Genomic DNA, 13,678 nt, shown 5'->3' on the forward strand with positions numbered 1-13,678 from the left:
GGCCCGCGTTGATCGTGGTTTGCCGCCCCTACTGGTGCGCATCTGGTGCGGTAGAGCCGTGCGGTGAACGAGAGGGCTCCGCTGCGCCGTTCCACGTGGAACCACCGATGTCAGGCAGTGATGTCACGGAGCGGCTCGCGACCTAACACGGAGACGCGCCTTACGCACCAGTGCTGTTCTGTCGATTCGGCGGAAGCTCGGCAGGAGACGACGACCGCCGAAGTAACGCCGGCAGCTTCAGGAAGGTCATCTTCATGAGGTCTACGAACCGCCGCTCACTGAGCCTGTCATCGTGACGCAACTGAAGTGCACCGACGGTCCCGACTCCGAACAGCGCAATGACGACAACGAGAGGCACCGTCCACGGGGGCGCCAGGCGGCTGGCACCGACTGCAACGCCCATCACGACGGCGAGGGCGAACAGGTAGAACGAACCGCTTAGCCAGGGGCCTCTACGGCGTCCCTCTCCCCAGCCTGACACCTCACCATGGGCTCGCAGAACCTCGTCGGCATTGGCACCGCTTACCTCGCGCACTCGGCCACGTCGATCTACACGGACGTGGCATCCTTCGACGCCGCAGCGGCCACGCTCGTTCCGCTTCAGGGCACCTCCTTCTTGGCGGACGTGACTGGCAGCCGACTGATGTAAGTGGCAGTAGCGGGGTTCATTCCATCTGCCCGAACGTCCAAGTCTCATGGGGTTCATGGTGCCCGGTCTCCTGCGCCGATGCCTGCTAGACGAGCCAGTCGGTCAACTCTCAGAGCGAGTTGCGGTCGCCAACGGTCTTGATGGATGTAGGGCGAGTCCGAGACGCTTGGGCCCCTGCCCCGGTGGGACGTCTCGATTGAGGAGCAATCGTGGGACATTCACCTCCCCTACCCGTTTGCCAGCTATGCTTGCTCCTCTATCAAACTACGGATGGACAATGAACCCGACCACTCTCAACGACACTCTGTTGATCGAATCCGTTCTCATCACCAAACTCTTCGGTCAATTCGATCATTCCATCGATATGTCCGCATCTAGGAGTGATAATTCGCCAAGTCGTCGACTCACATTGCTCTACGGAGATAACGGAACTGGCAAGACTACAATTCTGAATATTCTCTGGAATGCTCTGAGTGAGTCACGAGAAAGGCATCACAGGGCGTACCTTGCCAACAGCCCCTTCAATACCCTTTCGATTCGCCTGAAGAACGGTGACGTGATCACCATACAAAAGAAGGAAGGGCTCACTGGGGACTTTGATGTAACGGTGGAAGGGGTAGACGTAGATGTTCGCCAATCCTATGCGCAGCTTCCAGACGGGACGGTAATCGCGGAACATCAGGGCTACGAGGAAAAAAGATTCAAGAGTGTCGAGTATCAATTAAAGCGAGAGCTTAGAGCGCGCTATATGCACGGCAAGCCGGGTAGTAGCTCGGATCAGATGTTTCTTTTTTCGGAGGAAGGCCCGGACGCTTACGTAGATTATCTGAGTAATCTCCACGCGAATCCCTACTTCCTGGCTGACGATCGCCAGATTTATGGTGACGATATTGGCCATCTTCCTGGAAATGCTCGAAAACGCCGTTACGAGCAACAGGATGATGACGGCCCAAATGACACCAAGTCTGCACTGGGCAAAGAGCTAGGCCTGGCAATGAAGCGCTTCCATCTCTACATGCAGCAGCTGATGTTTAAAGGTAGCCAGACTGGTTCTCGTGACACAAATAAGATCTACCTTGACATTCTGCGTCGAGTTGCCCACCGTGACTCTGCGCATGAGGACGAAGCGCCAATCACCGAATTGTTGCAGCGTCTGAATCGAGTAGCAGGCAGAACTCAACGGTATAGTGAGTTCGACCTGATGCCAACTCTTCGATCGCAGCCCTTTGAGTCTATTCTAAAGGATATTCCTGCAGATAGGGCTGCAGTAGCAGAAGAGGTTATCTTTCCTTATCTGGAGGCTCAGGAAGCCCGGCTCGATGCCCTCGATGAGACGGAAAAGCTAATTCGCACTTTTGTCGATCAGGCAAATGGCTTCCTGAAGACAAAGAGGCTATTCTTTGACATGGTTCATGGAATTCGGGTCTTGTCCCTGGGTTCTGACAACCAAGCCCTTTCGCCCTTTCAGCTTTCATCGGGTGAGCGGCAAATCCTGCTTCTTCTTACGAATACTACATTGGCGAGACAGAATACTCGCCTCTTCTTGATCGATGAGCCTGAGTTGAGTCTCAATGTAAAATGGCAGCGAAAGTTGATGCCAGCTCTTCTGGCTTGTACAGAGGGGAGCGGAATGCAGTTCCTGGTTGCCACGCATTCAGTTGAGGTCATCACCAATAACGAGGACGCGTTGGCGCGCTTGTCATCCAAATGAGAGAGTGAGTGGGTCACATGCGCCACGATGTTGACGAGAATCGGCGGACGCCCGAGGAGCTTGCCGTCCTTTTTGACTTGGAACCTGAGATCAAGGAATTAATTGTGGAGGGCCGGAGCGACGCGGCGTTACTCCGATGGTTCTTTTCGCTAACGGCACCGGAAGTTGATCTAGCGATCTTCGCTGTCCAGGATAGGGTCCTGATCGAAAGCGACCGCGTCAGGGAATTAGGGCATCTGCCAGGCAATCGCGGACGAGTTGTCGCCGCAGCCGAGATCGTCACGATGAAGAGGCCCAATCAGATAAACGGTGCATTTGTCGCCGATCGCGATTTCTCAATTCTAGGACTGGACTCGTGCCCCAATTGCCGTTGTCTATACTTTACAGATTTTACGTCCATGGAGCTCTACTTTTTCAATGAGAAGTCGATCAAGAAATTGTTGACCGTAACGCTCAGAGCTCCTGCGACGATCGTTGCAGCAGATGTCATTGAATCCATATTGTCAACACTGGTCAATCTCTTCAAGGTCCGCGCTGTTATTAGGGGGGTGGAGGAACCGACGCCGAAGCTTGCCGGCAAGGTCATTGATCAAATGAAGTTCCATGGCGACGGAAGTTCGAGCCTGAACCCTGAGGAAGCCATCAGGAAATCTTGTAAGGGAGATATTACGGGGCTTCTGGAAAAATACGGCGAAATCACTATTCCCGAAGGCGTCGATGTACGGCACTTCATCAATGGGCATGATTTCAGTGCTATTTTGATTCGCTATCTGCAGAGCGTCTGTCCGCAAGTATTCCGCGAAGAGCGTCGGCCCTTACTGAATGCACCCTTGTTTGAGATAGCAATGCTGACCAGTGCAGAAGTCGCTGACTTGGAAGGTACTGACCTATTCGAGAATCTGGCGACATTTGTTCATGGGGGAGACGAATGATTGGTGTAGCCGCAGGAATCTAGGACTCCCGCGCTCCAAGATGGAAAGGGCTCCTGTGCCTGTGCTGGCCGCGTCACTCGCGCCGCTCCTGCGCATGGACTTCGAACCAGCTGAAGCATCTTCCAGCTTCAATATTGTCAGCGTCGGGCCGTCCCTTGGTGGCCGCAGGAAGGCCCGACGCGGCAGACTTAGAGGGTCTGCTTAAGCCAAGCGTTGTCCTTGTCGCTTAGGCCGGCCGAAGCCCATGTACCACTCAGTTTCACGACGAACAGCTTGTCGTTTCTTGAAGGTAGTACAGCACATCTGGTGAGCTGACACAAAAACGTAACGCAATATCTTGGATTTCTGATCTTCAAGGGCGCAACATGTAGTGGTTGCTTCTGCCTTGGAAAGCAAACCTTCAGTATACGGCGCGCCGCCGACGACACGAGGCGTAGGGGCTTTGGGCTGGAGCTGCCTTGGGGCGAGAGATCAGAGGGCTCGTAAGCTTCCCGCGACTCGGGCAGTGTCCTGACATACCCGTAATAGCCCGAAGTGAGCCCCTGATCTTCGAGGCTTGCCCCAAGGTGGCTGCCTGAAGCCGTGGAGCCGACCGCCCCGCAGGCGCCCTGTTCTCTTCTGGGTCGCGCCCGCGTGCGGCACGGCGGCGGGGCCGGAGCGGGACGAAGGCAGGAGCGTCGGCCCAGCGGCAAGCTGGGCCGCGCGGAGAGCGGAGCGAGCCCTTGAAGACAATGAGGAAGGTTGTTACTCACCGCGGAGGCTGATGAACGTCCTGTCTCAGGAGTCCTGTTGAGGGCGCGTGACTAGGGGAGTTGGGGGGCACAGGTCTCGCACCGTTCGATCCGCCGGCCTTCGCGGCGTCGCTCGGCTTGGACGGTGCGGGCGTCGACCGGCTGGCCGGTGGCGAGCATGCAGTCCGCGACGTGGAGGACGCCGACGCGGGTGTGCCCGACGGGCGCGCGGCGCCAGGTGATGCACCAGCGGCGCGGTACCTTCGCGACCCGCGGGCGCGGGTCTTCGGCCTCTTCGATGGCGGTGGTCACTGTCGTGAGCAGAGTCAGCAACAGGGTCCTGATCGTGTAGAGGCGTGGAAGATCGTCAGGCAGCGGCAATTCGGGCACATGTTCGAGGGTAGCTACTGCCACACCTCCGGCCCACCCCGGCGCCACTCGATGAGTTCCGGGTCGTCGAACCGCACGTCTTCGGCGTTCAGGCCCAGCCGTCGCAGAAACTCGGCGAGGTCGGAGAGGCCGTGAGCGAGGCCGAGGATGCGTCCGTTTGCGGTGACGCGGCGCCCGCCGGACGGTGACGGCGGATGCACGACGATCGGCGCAGACATGGGACCAGCGTGCGGACGTGCTGGCGCGTCCGCATCCTGACTCCGTGATGAATCCGCCGGGTGCAGCTCGCCGCGTCCTTGGCCTGCTGTGCCAAGTCATGGGGTCGACGAAAGTTTCCTGCTGATGCGCGCTGTGCAGACCTCGGTGGGCCATGTGTGGGCCAAGGCCATGCGTTGTGGGCCTTTGGGAGTGCTCCATCGCAGGTGAGGTCACACTCCGGCCCTAGAAGCCCGACGCTCTTGAAAACCGTCGTGAGGTGATCCCTCACCGTGGGTTCGAATCCCACCGCCTCCGCGTTGTGAGCAGGCAACTCGGCCCCCGACCAGGGAAGTTGGTCGGGGGCCGTTTGTCGTGGGTGCTGCCCGGTGGTGACCGCGGCATGGGAGTGGCACGGCCGGGCCTTAGGTATCTGACGCCCCTGCCCGTGGGTGGCACACGTGGCAGGGTTCGATCCGTCGGTCCTGCTGTCGTCGTGCAGCTTGGACTTCTCTGATCGTGAGTCGCTCGCCCTTGGCCATCCAGTAATCGGCGCTGTGGAGGATGCCGAGGCGGGGTCTGTCGCGTGGGGTGAAGCGCCACATGATGACCCAACGCGGAGTGGAGGGGACCTGCGGTGCTACACCGTGTTTGGTCTGCTTGATGGCTCGGTCGACGGCGGAGAGTTGCAGCAAGAGTACCTGCGGAGCGTCCAAAGGCGCGGTAGATCCCTGGGCAACTCGGACACACGTTCGAATCTGTCCCTGTTGCGCTCCTCCTGTTGAGGTCCGATGGCAGCAGTGCGGAAGCGAACTGTCCCCCGGCTGGGCAGCGTCCTCCGCACCTCCCGCCTCAGCCAGGTCACGTACAACTCCTGCGGTGACTTCGCCGCCGGATACATCCTGGGCCGCTGCCTCCACTGCGACGAGGAGCACTTCGGCGACTGGTACACAGAGATGCGCGACGCGCACCGTCTCCTGAAGATGCACGGTGAGAGCCCCTGGCTCACCATCCCCTGGAAGTAGGACCGCTTCACGGCCCGGCCCGGCAGAGGCTCCATCGGGGCCATGTGCGGGCTCAGGCCATGGCCGGCGACGATGCGAAGCGCCGTCGGGGATCGCGGTCAGCGAGCCAGCCCCTGCGCGGGAAGCGGTCAGGAACCGCAGTCGCGGCCCGCGTCGCACTGCCAGCCGGAGAAGCCCCCTTCGCGGGGGTTCTCGATGGCGTGGTCGAACTGGAGGAAGCCCCAGGCCACCCAGACGATGAAGGCGATGCAGAGGGCCAGCACCACATAGAGGGCGAGCTTCTTCGGCAGGCCGCCGCGTGGCGCCTCGTCCTCGGCAAGGCGCTGCTCTGTGCCATCCCCGTCTTGCGCACCGTGCCCGGCCGCAGGCTCCGGCTGTTCTGGCCGTCCGGAGGCCGTGTGCCGGCCCTTCATGACCGAGCCGTCATCTGGTCGGACGAGCCGGATACATCGAAGTCCCGGGCCATTCCGGAGCTGTGGAGATGCGCGATGTCCGCCTGCTCCAGGTCCATGCCGAAGGGCCCCGGACCTCCGCCGGAGACGGTCGCGCGGTGCTCGCTCGGGATGCCCCAGTCGTATCGCTTCTGGACCTCGACGTGGTAGTTGATCTCGCCGCCCTCCTTCTCCCCGACGAGACGGTACTGGAAGTGGTTGAGCGCGTAGTACCACTCCATGCTGCTGTCACCGTGCGCCGGGTTGGGGGCCGTGGACGACCATTCAGTGGTGAACGGCCCGTCTCCGCGCTTGCGGACATCGTCCTCCAGCGTGCTGTCGACGTCCTTCTGGAAGGCCGGTATCTGGTCCATCATCTGCTGTGGTTCGACCTCGACGGGCTTGCCGCTTGCGTCGAGGTAGTGCTTGACCAGCCCAGCGGCCGTGGGCCAGTCCTTCGCCGTGGCGAAATATGCGGCGACGTTGTTGAGCTGGTTGTGGACCTGCCGGTCCTTGGCAGTTGGGTCGACGATGTCGAACTTGCGGTTCTCCGACTCGAAGTTGCCGACCGTGCCGAAGATCTCCTTGAGGCTCTTCGCCAGCCAGTCATCGTCCGGTTCCACACCGCTGCCCCGACCTCGTCGACCGCGGTCATCCAGTGATGTGTCTTGCCGGTGTCGATGCCGACCCAGATCTGGGTCAACTGGCGTGCCATGCAGGTCTCCTCGGATCGGCGACGTGGTGTCGGTCCGAGGAACACCCGCTGTCAGCTCCGTAAGCAGCGACCAGTTCGCACATCTCAATCAGCAGCAGGGTGTCCCGGAGAGCGGGTGGCCACTCCAGCCAAGCCACGGTCGGCAAGCTGCCTTAAAGCCACACCCGATTCTCCCGGACCGCCGAACAACTTACGGAGCTGCCATGGGGCGAGAGATCAGGGGCTCGTAAGCTTCCCGCGACTCGGGCAGTCTCCTGACCTGCCCGCAATAGCCCGAAGTGAGCCCCCGATCTTCGAGGCTCGCCTCAGTGTGTGCGTCCGGGCGGCTCTCGCGGTTATCGCTGGGCTTGCTGTTGGACAAGCCGCGCCGTCGGTCAGTCCAGGTCGGACATATCGAGTACGAAGCGGTAGCGGACGTCGTTGCGAGCCAGGCGTTCCAGAGCCCTGTTCACCTCGGACGACGGCAGCAGCTCGATATCGGCCGTGATGCCGTGTTCAGCGCAGAAGTGCAGCATGGCAGCGGTGGACGGGCGGCCGCCGCTGCCGGCGGAGCTGAGCTTCTTGCGGCCGATGAGCAGGTCCAAGGTTTCCACAGTGACCGGTCCGAGGTGGCCGAGGTGGCTGAGGGTGCCGTCCATGGCGACCATACGCAGGTACGGAGCCAGGTCGTGGGGAGCGGAGATGGTGTCGATGACCACGTCGAACTGGTCGCGGACCGCTTCCATCTGCTTCGGGTCGGTGGACACGACGAACCCCTGCGCCCCCAGGTCGCGCGCTTCGTCAGCCTTGTCCAGGGTCCGGCTGATGACGGAGGTCGTGGCGCCGAGCCCGGTCGCCATCTTGACCGCGAGGTGTCCCAGACCGCCCAGCCCGGCCACGGCGACGGTACTGTCTGGCCCCACTCCGAGCGCCTGCAGCGGTTCCCAGACGGTGACGCCGGCGCAGAGCAGGGGGGCTGCGGCGGCTGCGTCGAGGCCCGCAGGGAGATGGTAGGCGAACCGATTGGTCACGATGTACTCGCGGGAGTACCCGCCCAGCGTGGTCGACCCGTCCCGCCGGTCGGCTCCGCCGTAGGTCAATGTCGGGAACTCGCGGCAAAAGTTCTCCTGGCCGGCCTGGCACATGCGGCACATGCCGCAGGAGTCGACGAGGTTGCCGACGGCCACCGGGTCGCCAGGGGAGAAATCGAGAACCGCGCTGCCGACCTCGGTTACCACGCCTGTGAACTCATGCCCGGGTACGAGCACGCCGTTGGCGTCACTCTCGTGCGCCTGCAGCGCGTGGAGGTCTGTGTGGCAGACACCGCAGTACTCGATACGTACCGCGATGTCGTCCGGGCGCAGGTCCCGGCGCTCCAGCGCCTCGCGGAGCAGAGTCCGCGTCGCGCTGTCCGCCTGCCATCCGGTCGTGGGACGCATCTCTGACTCCTAAGACAGACTGTTCGGTCTATTTGAGAGTAGGTGCATGCGAGCTAACAAGCAAACAGACTAGTCTGTCTGTTAGGCTGCGGAGTATGCCCGACCAGCCATCCAGCAGCCGCGGAGCCGCGACGTACCAGCGCATCGTCGACGCCGCCACCGAGGAGTTCGCCCAGTACGGCATCGCCGGTGCACGCATCGAGCGGATCATCGCCGCCGCGCGCACCAACAAGGCGCAGCTTTATGGCTACTTCGGCAACAAGGAGCAGCTCTTCGACGCGATGTTCTTCGCCTCACTGGAGCGGATCACCAATGTCGTCCCCATCGACGCCGAAGACCTCGCCGACTGGGCGGTGCGGCTCTACGACGAGTACCTCAGCCGACCCGATCTGATCCGGCTCGCGACCTGGGCGCGCCTGGAGCGGCGCCCGACCGGGTATCTCGTGGCGGACCACGATCGCTACGACGACCACAAACTCCGCGCCATCGCAGAGGCCCAGGCCGCTGGACGCATCAGGCAGGGAGACCCCTTCGACGTAATGGCCATGGTCATCGCCATGTCCATGGCCTGGTCTCCGGTGAGCAACGTCTACGCCGCCTCCGCCCAGGAGCCCGCGAGCCTGCACGACCAGCGGCGCACCCTGCTCCGGGACTGTGTAAGCCGCGCCGTCGCCCCGGACCGGGGAGCCTGAGCACACCACGACGGGTGTCAGTGCAGCCCGCACACCACGCGAGCGTGGCGGGCCCGGCCTTCACCTGCGAGGCGCTCGTCTTCGCTCCCCACTCGGTTGAGGGGCGAAGCGAGTGAGGCGACAAGTAGCCCTGGCCGATTCCAGAGATCCTCATCAGGGGCGGTTGTGGCCGCTCCCCGTTCGTGCCGCTCCTAGTACCAGGCAGGAGCGTTCGTCTTGAACTTGCGATGTCGGCGTGCGACAACCGCTGTGGCCAACCTGTGGCCAGCCAAGCGGGACGGACGCACGTCCAACGCCCTTGACGCAGGTCAGGGCCCTGACGACTCGAGAGTCCACGCGGTCTTGAAAACCGTCGTGAGGTGACCCCTCACCGTGGGTTCGAATCCCACCGCCTCCGCCGAGGTGAGAGAAGTGGCAGGTCAGAGGGCCGCTCGTCCTGGACGGGCGGCCCTTCGACGTTGAGCCTGTCTCACGGTGTACCGCTTGAATCCCACTTTGGATCATGCTGTGTGGACCAGGCGTGGACCAGATAAGCGGCAACACCGTTGGGCTGGCCTTGTTGAGCAGTGCTGAAGTCACTTGCCGATGGGTTGGAAGGCGCCCGATGCCTGCCTTTCACTTACCAGCCGATCCAAGAGCTCCCAGAGACGGGCCAGTTGATGGCCGCCGCTCACGGGACGCCTACGAACAGGCACGGGGGCATGAGACCGAAGCCCCTGCGTGGGTCCGCTACTTTGACGAGACGAAACTCATCGTGGACACCGGCATCGCCCTCGCCAAACTGGGTGAAGCGCAACGCGCCGAACCGCTCATTGCTGAAGGTCTCCGACGCGAGACAGCCGCTCAACAACGACGCCGCGCCTTCCACGCCTTCTGGCTGGCGACAGCCCAACTCCACCAAGGGAGACTCGACGCCGCCTGCCACAGTGCCGGCCTTGCCCTGGACCTGAACGCCTCGCTCGAGTCGCCGCGCGTCACCGGCCATGTCCACGAGTTCCACCAACGCCTCGCACCACACGCCCGTGCAGCCCCGGTGATCGCCTTTCAGCACCGGACGCGGGAAATTCTCGGCTAGTTGATGCTCCGCGTGGCTTCGTCGAGGAGCAGGTACAGCAGCCCCACGAGACTGCCGCTGCTGACCACCTCCCGGTGGTCGATCATGCCGCGGATCTCCGAGATCGGCACCCACTCGATCCGGTCGGACTCGTTCAACTCGGTAGGAGGCCCTGCGTATTCGGCAGCGTCCGCGCGGACGACATGGTGCTCGGAATCCGTGATCCCGTTGGCGGGCTGCGCGTAGATCAGGGGCTTGAGACCGTCTACGCGCCAGCCGGTTTCCTCTTCCACTTCCCGAGCGGCGGCCTGCTCGGGGGTCTCGTGGGCCTCGATCAGACCCATGGAAAGCTCCCAGCTCCAGGTGTCCGTGATGAACCGGTGGCGCCACATCATCAGCACCCGTTTCTGCTCGTCCACCACCGCCGCTACGGCAAGGTGGCGCAGCCGCACCACGTGGTGCTCCCACCGCCGCCCGTCGGGCTGCTGAACGTCCACCAGCCAGAGATTGACCCACGGGTTGCTGTAGATCTGACGCTCGCCATGAACGGTCCACTGCATGAGCCAACTCCCTTTCGCGCCTGTGCGCTTCCAGGATGTCCCTCGGACGAGAAGTCGTCTCCCTGGTTCACGACTTCACCGAGGCCGAGGCACCGCCGTTGCCTCAGGCAGCGCGGACAGCAACTCTGTCCGCCGACGAGCGTGATCCCCGTCGCATACCGGTAGATGAGGCACGCTACATACACGGAAGCCCAGTTGACGCGTACGGAGCGCGCTCGCCCCCGTCGTTCAGCCTTGCCCTTCCCCAGTTCCCACTGCCCCACGGCGGACCGAACCCCGGACCAACCGGCGCCCGTCTATGGAGCAGTCGAGCAACCGAGCTCAAGTCAGGCCCAATCCGCCGACCGAAGGCCCCCGAATCATAGGTGCGAGAGGCTGTTGCGGTTGATGTGACGAGAGATCACGTCAGCTACGGGCCTCAGCGCGAGGGAAATTGCACCTTCCCCCGCCTCGGCGCCGAGCGCCGTCGCGAGGAACTCGACCAGCCAACAGAAGGGCTGAACAGCTATGCGCAAGATCACTCGTGGAATGGCAGCCGGCGCTCTGGCGCTTCCGCTGATCGTTGGAGCAACCGGCGTTGCCTCGGCGCAGACCAGCGGTGATTCCACCTATCAGCAGAGCGGTTCCGCTGCCGGCCCGCACGGTGCCGGCTCCTGGTACACCGGCGTCTCATCCCAGGGCAGCACGGACGGCGTCTCTTCCTTCGAGATGGGCCACAACTGGGCGGGGAAGTACGGTGCGGGCTCCAACAGCACCGAGGCTTCGACCGAGGGTGGTGACGAGGGCGGTTCCTCGTACAAGCACAGCCAGAACTCGGCGGGGAAGCACGGCGCCGGCTCCAGCAGCACCGAGGCCTCGACCGAGGGTGGTGACGAGGGCGGTTCCTCGTACAAGCACAGCCAGAACTCGGCGGGGAAGCACGGCGCCGGCTCCAGCAGCACCGAGGCCTCGACCGAGGGTGGTGACGAGGGCGGTTCCTCGTACAAGCACAGCCAGAACTCGGCGGGGAAGCACGGCGCCGGCTCCAGCAGCACCGAGGCCTCGACCGAGGGTGGTGACGAGGGCGGTTCCTCGTACAAGCACAGCCAGAACTCGGCGGGGAAGCACGGCGCCGGCTCCAGCAGCACCGAGGCCTCGACCGAGGGTGGTGACGAGGGCGGTTCCTCGTACAAGCACAGCCAGAACTCGGCGGGGAAGCACGGCGCCGGCTCCAGCAGCACCGAGGCCTCGACCGAGGGTGGTGACGAGGGCGGTTCCTCGTACAAGCACAGCCAGAACTCGGCGGGGAAGCACGGCGCCGGCTCCAGCAGCACCGAGGCCTCGACCGAGGGTGGTGACGAGGGCGGTTCCTCGTACAAGCACAGCCAGAACTCGGCGGGGAAGCACGGCGCCGGCTCCAGCAGCACCGAGGCCTCGACCGAGGGTGGTGACGAGGGCGGTTCCTCGTACAAGCACAGCCAGAACTCGGCGGGGAAGCACGGCGCCGGCTCCAGCAGCACCGAGGCCTCGACCGAGGGTGGTGACGAGGGCGGTTCCTCGTACAAGCACAGCCAGAACTCGGCGGGGAAGCACGGCGCCGGCTCCAGCAGCACCGAGGCCTCGACCGAGGGTGGTGACGAGGGCGGTTCCTCGTACAAGCACAGCCAGAACTCGGCGGGGAAGCACGGCGCCGGCTCCAACAGCACCGAGGCCTCGACCGAGGGTGGTGACGAGGGCGGTTCCTCGTACAAGCACAGCCAGAACTCGGCGGGGAAGCACGGCGCCGGCTCCAGCAGCACCGAGGCCTCGACCGAGGGTGGTGACGAGGGCGGTTCCTCGTACAAGCACAGCCAGAACTCGGCGGGGAAGCACGGCGCCGGCTCCAGCAGCACCGAGGCCTCGACCAATCAGGACAACCAGAAGGGACTCCTCAGCGGCCTGCTCGGCTGAGCAGACAGCCGTTCGCCAGTCCCAAGCGACGACTATCGGTCCCGGGGCGTGATCCACGAAAGAGCGCGGATCACGCCCCGGCTCAGTCCTTGCCAGTGCGGAGGGTGACGGCAACAACTCCACGTGGCAGTGTCGAGGGGGTCGCCTCATGACAGCGTCTCGTCGACTTGGACGACGACTTGCGGTGTTCTGCCGAGTGGACCCTGTGTGGACCAGCCCAGCCTCAGTCTCGACTGCAAGAATGCGGATTGCAGGTCAGAGGGTGGAGGGCTGACGGCTGAACACCTTCTTGAAAACCGTCGTGAGGTGATCCCTCACCGTGGGTTCGAATCCCACCGCCTCCGCCAGGTGGCAAACGCGCACGTCAGAAGGGGCGCCCGGAGGAACGGGCGCCCCTTTGTGTCTCACTCCGTCTCACTGTTTCCCACTGTGGATCAGTCTCCACGGACAGGCCACGGACAGAGGTCAACGAACGAGCGCCAGGTCAGAGGGACTTAGCTCTTCCATCCACGGACAGCCTCTGCTTCTGATGTGCGACGGTGGACGTACAGAGTGCTCTTGCCGAGCAGGAGCTCCTCACCCCTTGGGCACACTCCACTCGGCGCTCAGGTCGCCGTCGTCTGGGGCGTAGATCACTCGGTCCGGATGCTTCCCTTCCGGGACGGGAAACATGATCTTCCCTTTCACGCAGTCGCCCGGCTTCACGGCCGCGTCCATCGGATATTCAGGGCGCGGGAAGTCCCCGCCCGTCTGACCCGTCACCTCGACCCGTGTCCCATCCGCGAACGCCAGCGACCACGGGAACTGAGAAACCTGCACGTCTCCGGACTTCGCGCACACTTTGGCTTCGACCTGCGCCCACTCCTCGCCGTCTTGGTCGGGTTGCCGCTCGCCTTGAACGCGGTGAGCCGTGGCTACTTCACGCGCGAGGTGGGACTGATGTACCGCAAGTGGCCCGGCCAGGCGACGAACCAGGCAGCACGCGGGCACAAGGACGAGCGCGAAACGCGCATGGCGGGTGTCGACGCTCGGACCCGGAGAGCCCCTGGCTCACCATGCCCTGGAAGTAGCACCGCTTCACAAGCCGACCCAGCAGAGGCTCCGTTGGGCCATGTGCGGGCCCAGATCTGGCCGGCGACGATGCGAAGCGCCGTGGTTGCAGATCGGGATGGGCTGGTTCTTCAAGCCTGAAGGCGCCTTGAGAACCGTCGTGAGGTGGTCCCTCACCGTGGGTTCGAATCCCACC

12 protein-coding genes are annotated in these 13,678 nt (G+C 63.2%); 6 read left to right on the forward strand and 6 right to left on the reverse strand.

The window, feature by feature from the left end; all coding sequences use genetic code 11:
- The first annotated feature begins 926 nt into the window (after window positions 1–926).
- Together AN215_RS28595 and AN215_RS29560 are read left to right on the forward strand one after the other, a co-directional pair.
- On the forward strand, window positions 927–2,360 hold the full coding sequence (locus AN215_RS28595; RefSeq protein ID WP_171904176.1) for an AAA family ATPase: 1,434 nt from the start codon (window positions 927–929) through the stop codon (window positions 2,358–2,360).
- 8 nt (window positions 2,361–2,368) lie between these two features.
- Window positions 2,369–3,292 carry a hypothetical protein gene (locus AN215_RS29560; protein ID WP_139140727.1) on the forward strand — a complete coding sequence of 308 codons (924 nt, stop codon included), beginning with the start codon at window positions 2,369–2,371 and terminating at the stop codon, window positions 3,290–3,292.
- 803 nt (window positions 3,293–4,095) lie between these two features.
- Here the strand turns inward: AN215_RS29560 and AN215_RS12755 are convergent.
- On the reverse strand, window positions 4,096–4,413 hold the full coding sequence (locus AN215_RS12755; RefSeq protein ID WP_070009218.1) for a hypothetical protein: 318 nt from the start codon (window positions 4,411–4,413) through the stop codon (window positions 4,096–4,098).
- A gap of 14 nt (window positions 4,414–4,427) precedes the next feature.
- Window positions 4,428–4,631, reverse strand: coding sequence for a hypothetical protein (locus AN215_RS12760; RefSeq protein WP_070009219.1), 204 nt, complete (start codon window positions 4,629–4,631; stop codon window positions 4,428–4,430).
- A gap of 777 nt (window positions 4,632–5,408) precedes the next feature.
- Here AN215_RS12760 and AN215_RS12765 point away from each other — a divergent pair.
- The gene (locus AN215_RS12765; protein WP_245694421.1) at window positions 5,409–5,633 is read left to right on the forward strand and encodes a DUF1266 domain-containing protein; all 225 of its coding nucleotides are present in this window, start codon (window positions 5,409–5,411) and stop codon (window positions 5,631–5,633) included.
- A 128-nt stretch (window positions 5,634–5,761) separates the two neighbouring features.
- On the opposite strand, the gene AN215_RS12770 is transcribed toward AN215_RS12765, so the two are convergent.
- The 3 genes from AN215_RS12770 to AN215_RS12780 all read right to left on the reverse strand — a co-directional run bounded on the left by AN215_RS12770 (window position 5,762) and on the right by AN215_RS12780 (window position 8,197).
- A complete protein-coding gene (locus AN215_RS12770; protein WP_070009221.1) occupies window positions 5,762–6,046 on the reverse strand; it encodes a hypothetical protein in 285 nt (94 codons plus the stop codon).
- Window positions 6,043–6,687: a hypothetical protein gene (locus AN215_RS12775; protein WP_070009222.1), complete on the reverse strand. Its 645-nt coding sequence runs from the start codon at window positions 6,685–6,687 to the stop codon at window positions 6,043–6,045. The genes AN215_RS12770 and AN215_RS12775 overlap by 4 nt, the downstream gene beginning before the upstream one ends.
- 466 nt (window positions 6,688–7,153) lie before the next feature.
- A complete protein-coding gene (locus tag AN215_RS12780) occupies window positions 7,154–8,197 on the reverse strand; it encodes an NAD(P)-dependent alcohol dehydrogenase (protein ID WP_070009223.1) in 1,044 nt (347 codons plus the stop codon).
- A 95-nt stretch (window positions 8,198–8,292) separates the two neighbouring features.
- Here AN215_RS12780 and AN215_RS12785 point away from each other — a divergent pair, with 95 nt between their 5' ends.
- Both AN215_RS12785 and AN215_RS28600 read left to right on the forward strand, forming a co-directional pair.
- Window positions 8,293–8,889: a TetR/AcrR family transcriptional regulator gene (locus AN215_RS12785; RefSeq protein WP_070009224.1), complete on the forward strand. Its 597-nt coding sequence runs from the start codon at window positions 8,293–8,295 to the stop codon at window positions 8,887–8,889.
- A gap of 604 nt (window positions 8,890–9,493) precedes the next feature.
- Window positions 9,494–9,964: an NsdA family TPR-like regulatory protein gene (locus AN215_RS28600; RefSeq protein ID WP_488803506.1), complete on the forward strand. Its 471-nt coding sequence runs from the start codon at window positions 9,494–9,496 to the stop codon at window positions 9,962–9,964.
- Here AN215_RS28600 and AN215_RS12795 read toward each other — a convergent pair.
- The gene (locus AN215_RS12795; RefSeq protein WP_070009226.1) at window positions 9,961–10,503 is read right to left on the reverse strand and encodes an NUDIX hydrolase; all 543 of its coding nucleotides are present in this window, start codon (window positions 10,501–10,503) and stop codon (window positions 9,961–9,963) included. The genes AN215_RS28600 and AN215_RS12795 overlap by 4 nt on opposite strands.
- A 528-nt stretch (window positions 10,504–11,031) precedes the next feature.
- On the opposite strand from AN215_RS12795, the gene AN215_RS12800 reads away from it, so the two are divergent.
- Window positions 11,032–12,432 (forward strand): hypothetical protein, encoded by a 1,401-nt coding sequence (locus tag AN215_RS12800; protein ID WP_070031157.1) that lies wholly within the window; start codon window positions 11,032–11,034, stop codon window positions 12,430–12,432.
- Window positions 12,433–13,678 lie beyond the last annotated feature (1,246 nt).

This window comes from Streptomyces abyssalis (assembly GCF_001751365.1).
GTDB lineage: Bacteria > Actinomycetota > Actinomycetes > Streptomycetales > Streptomycetaceae > Streptomyces > Streptomyces abyssalis.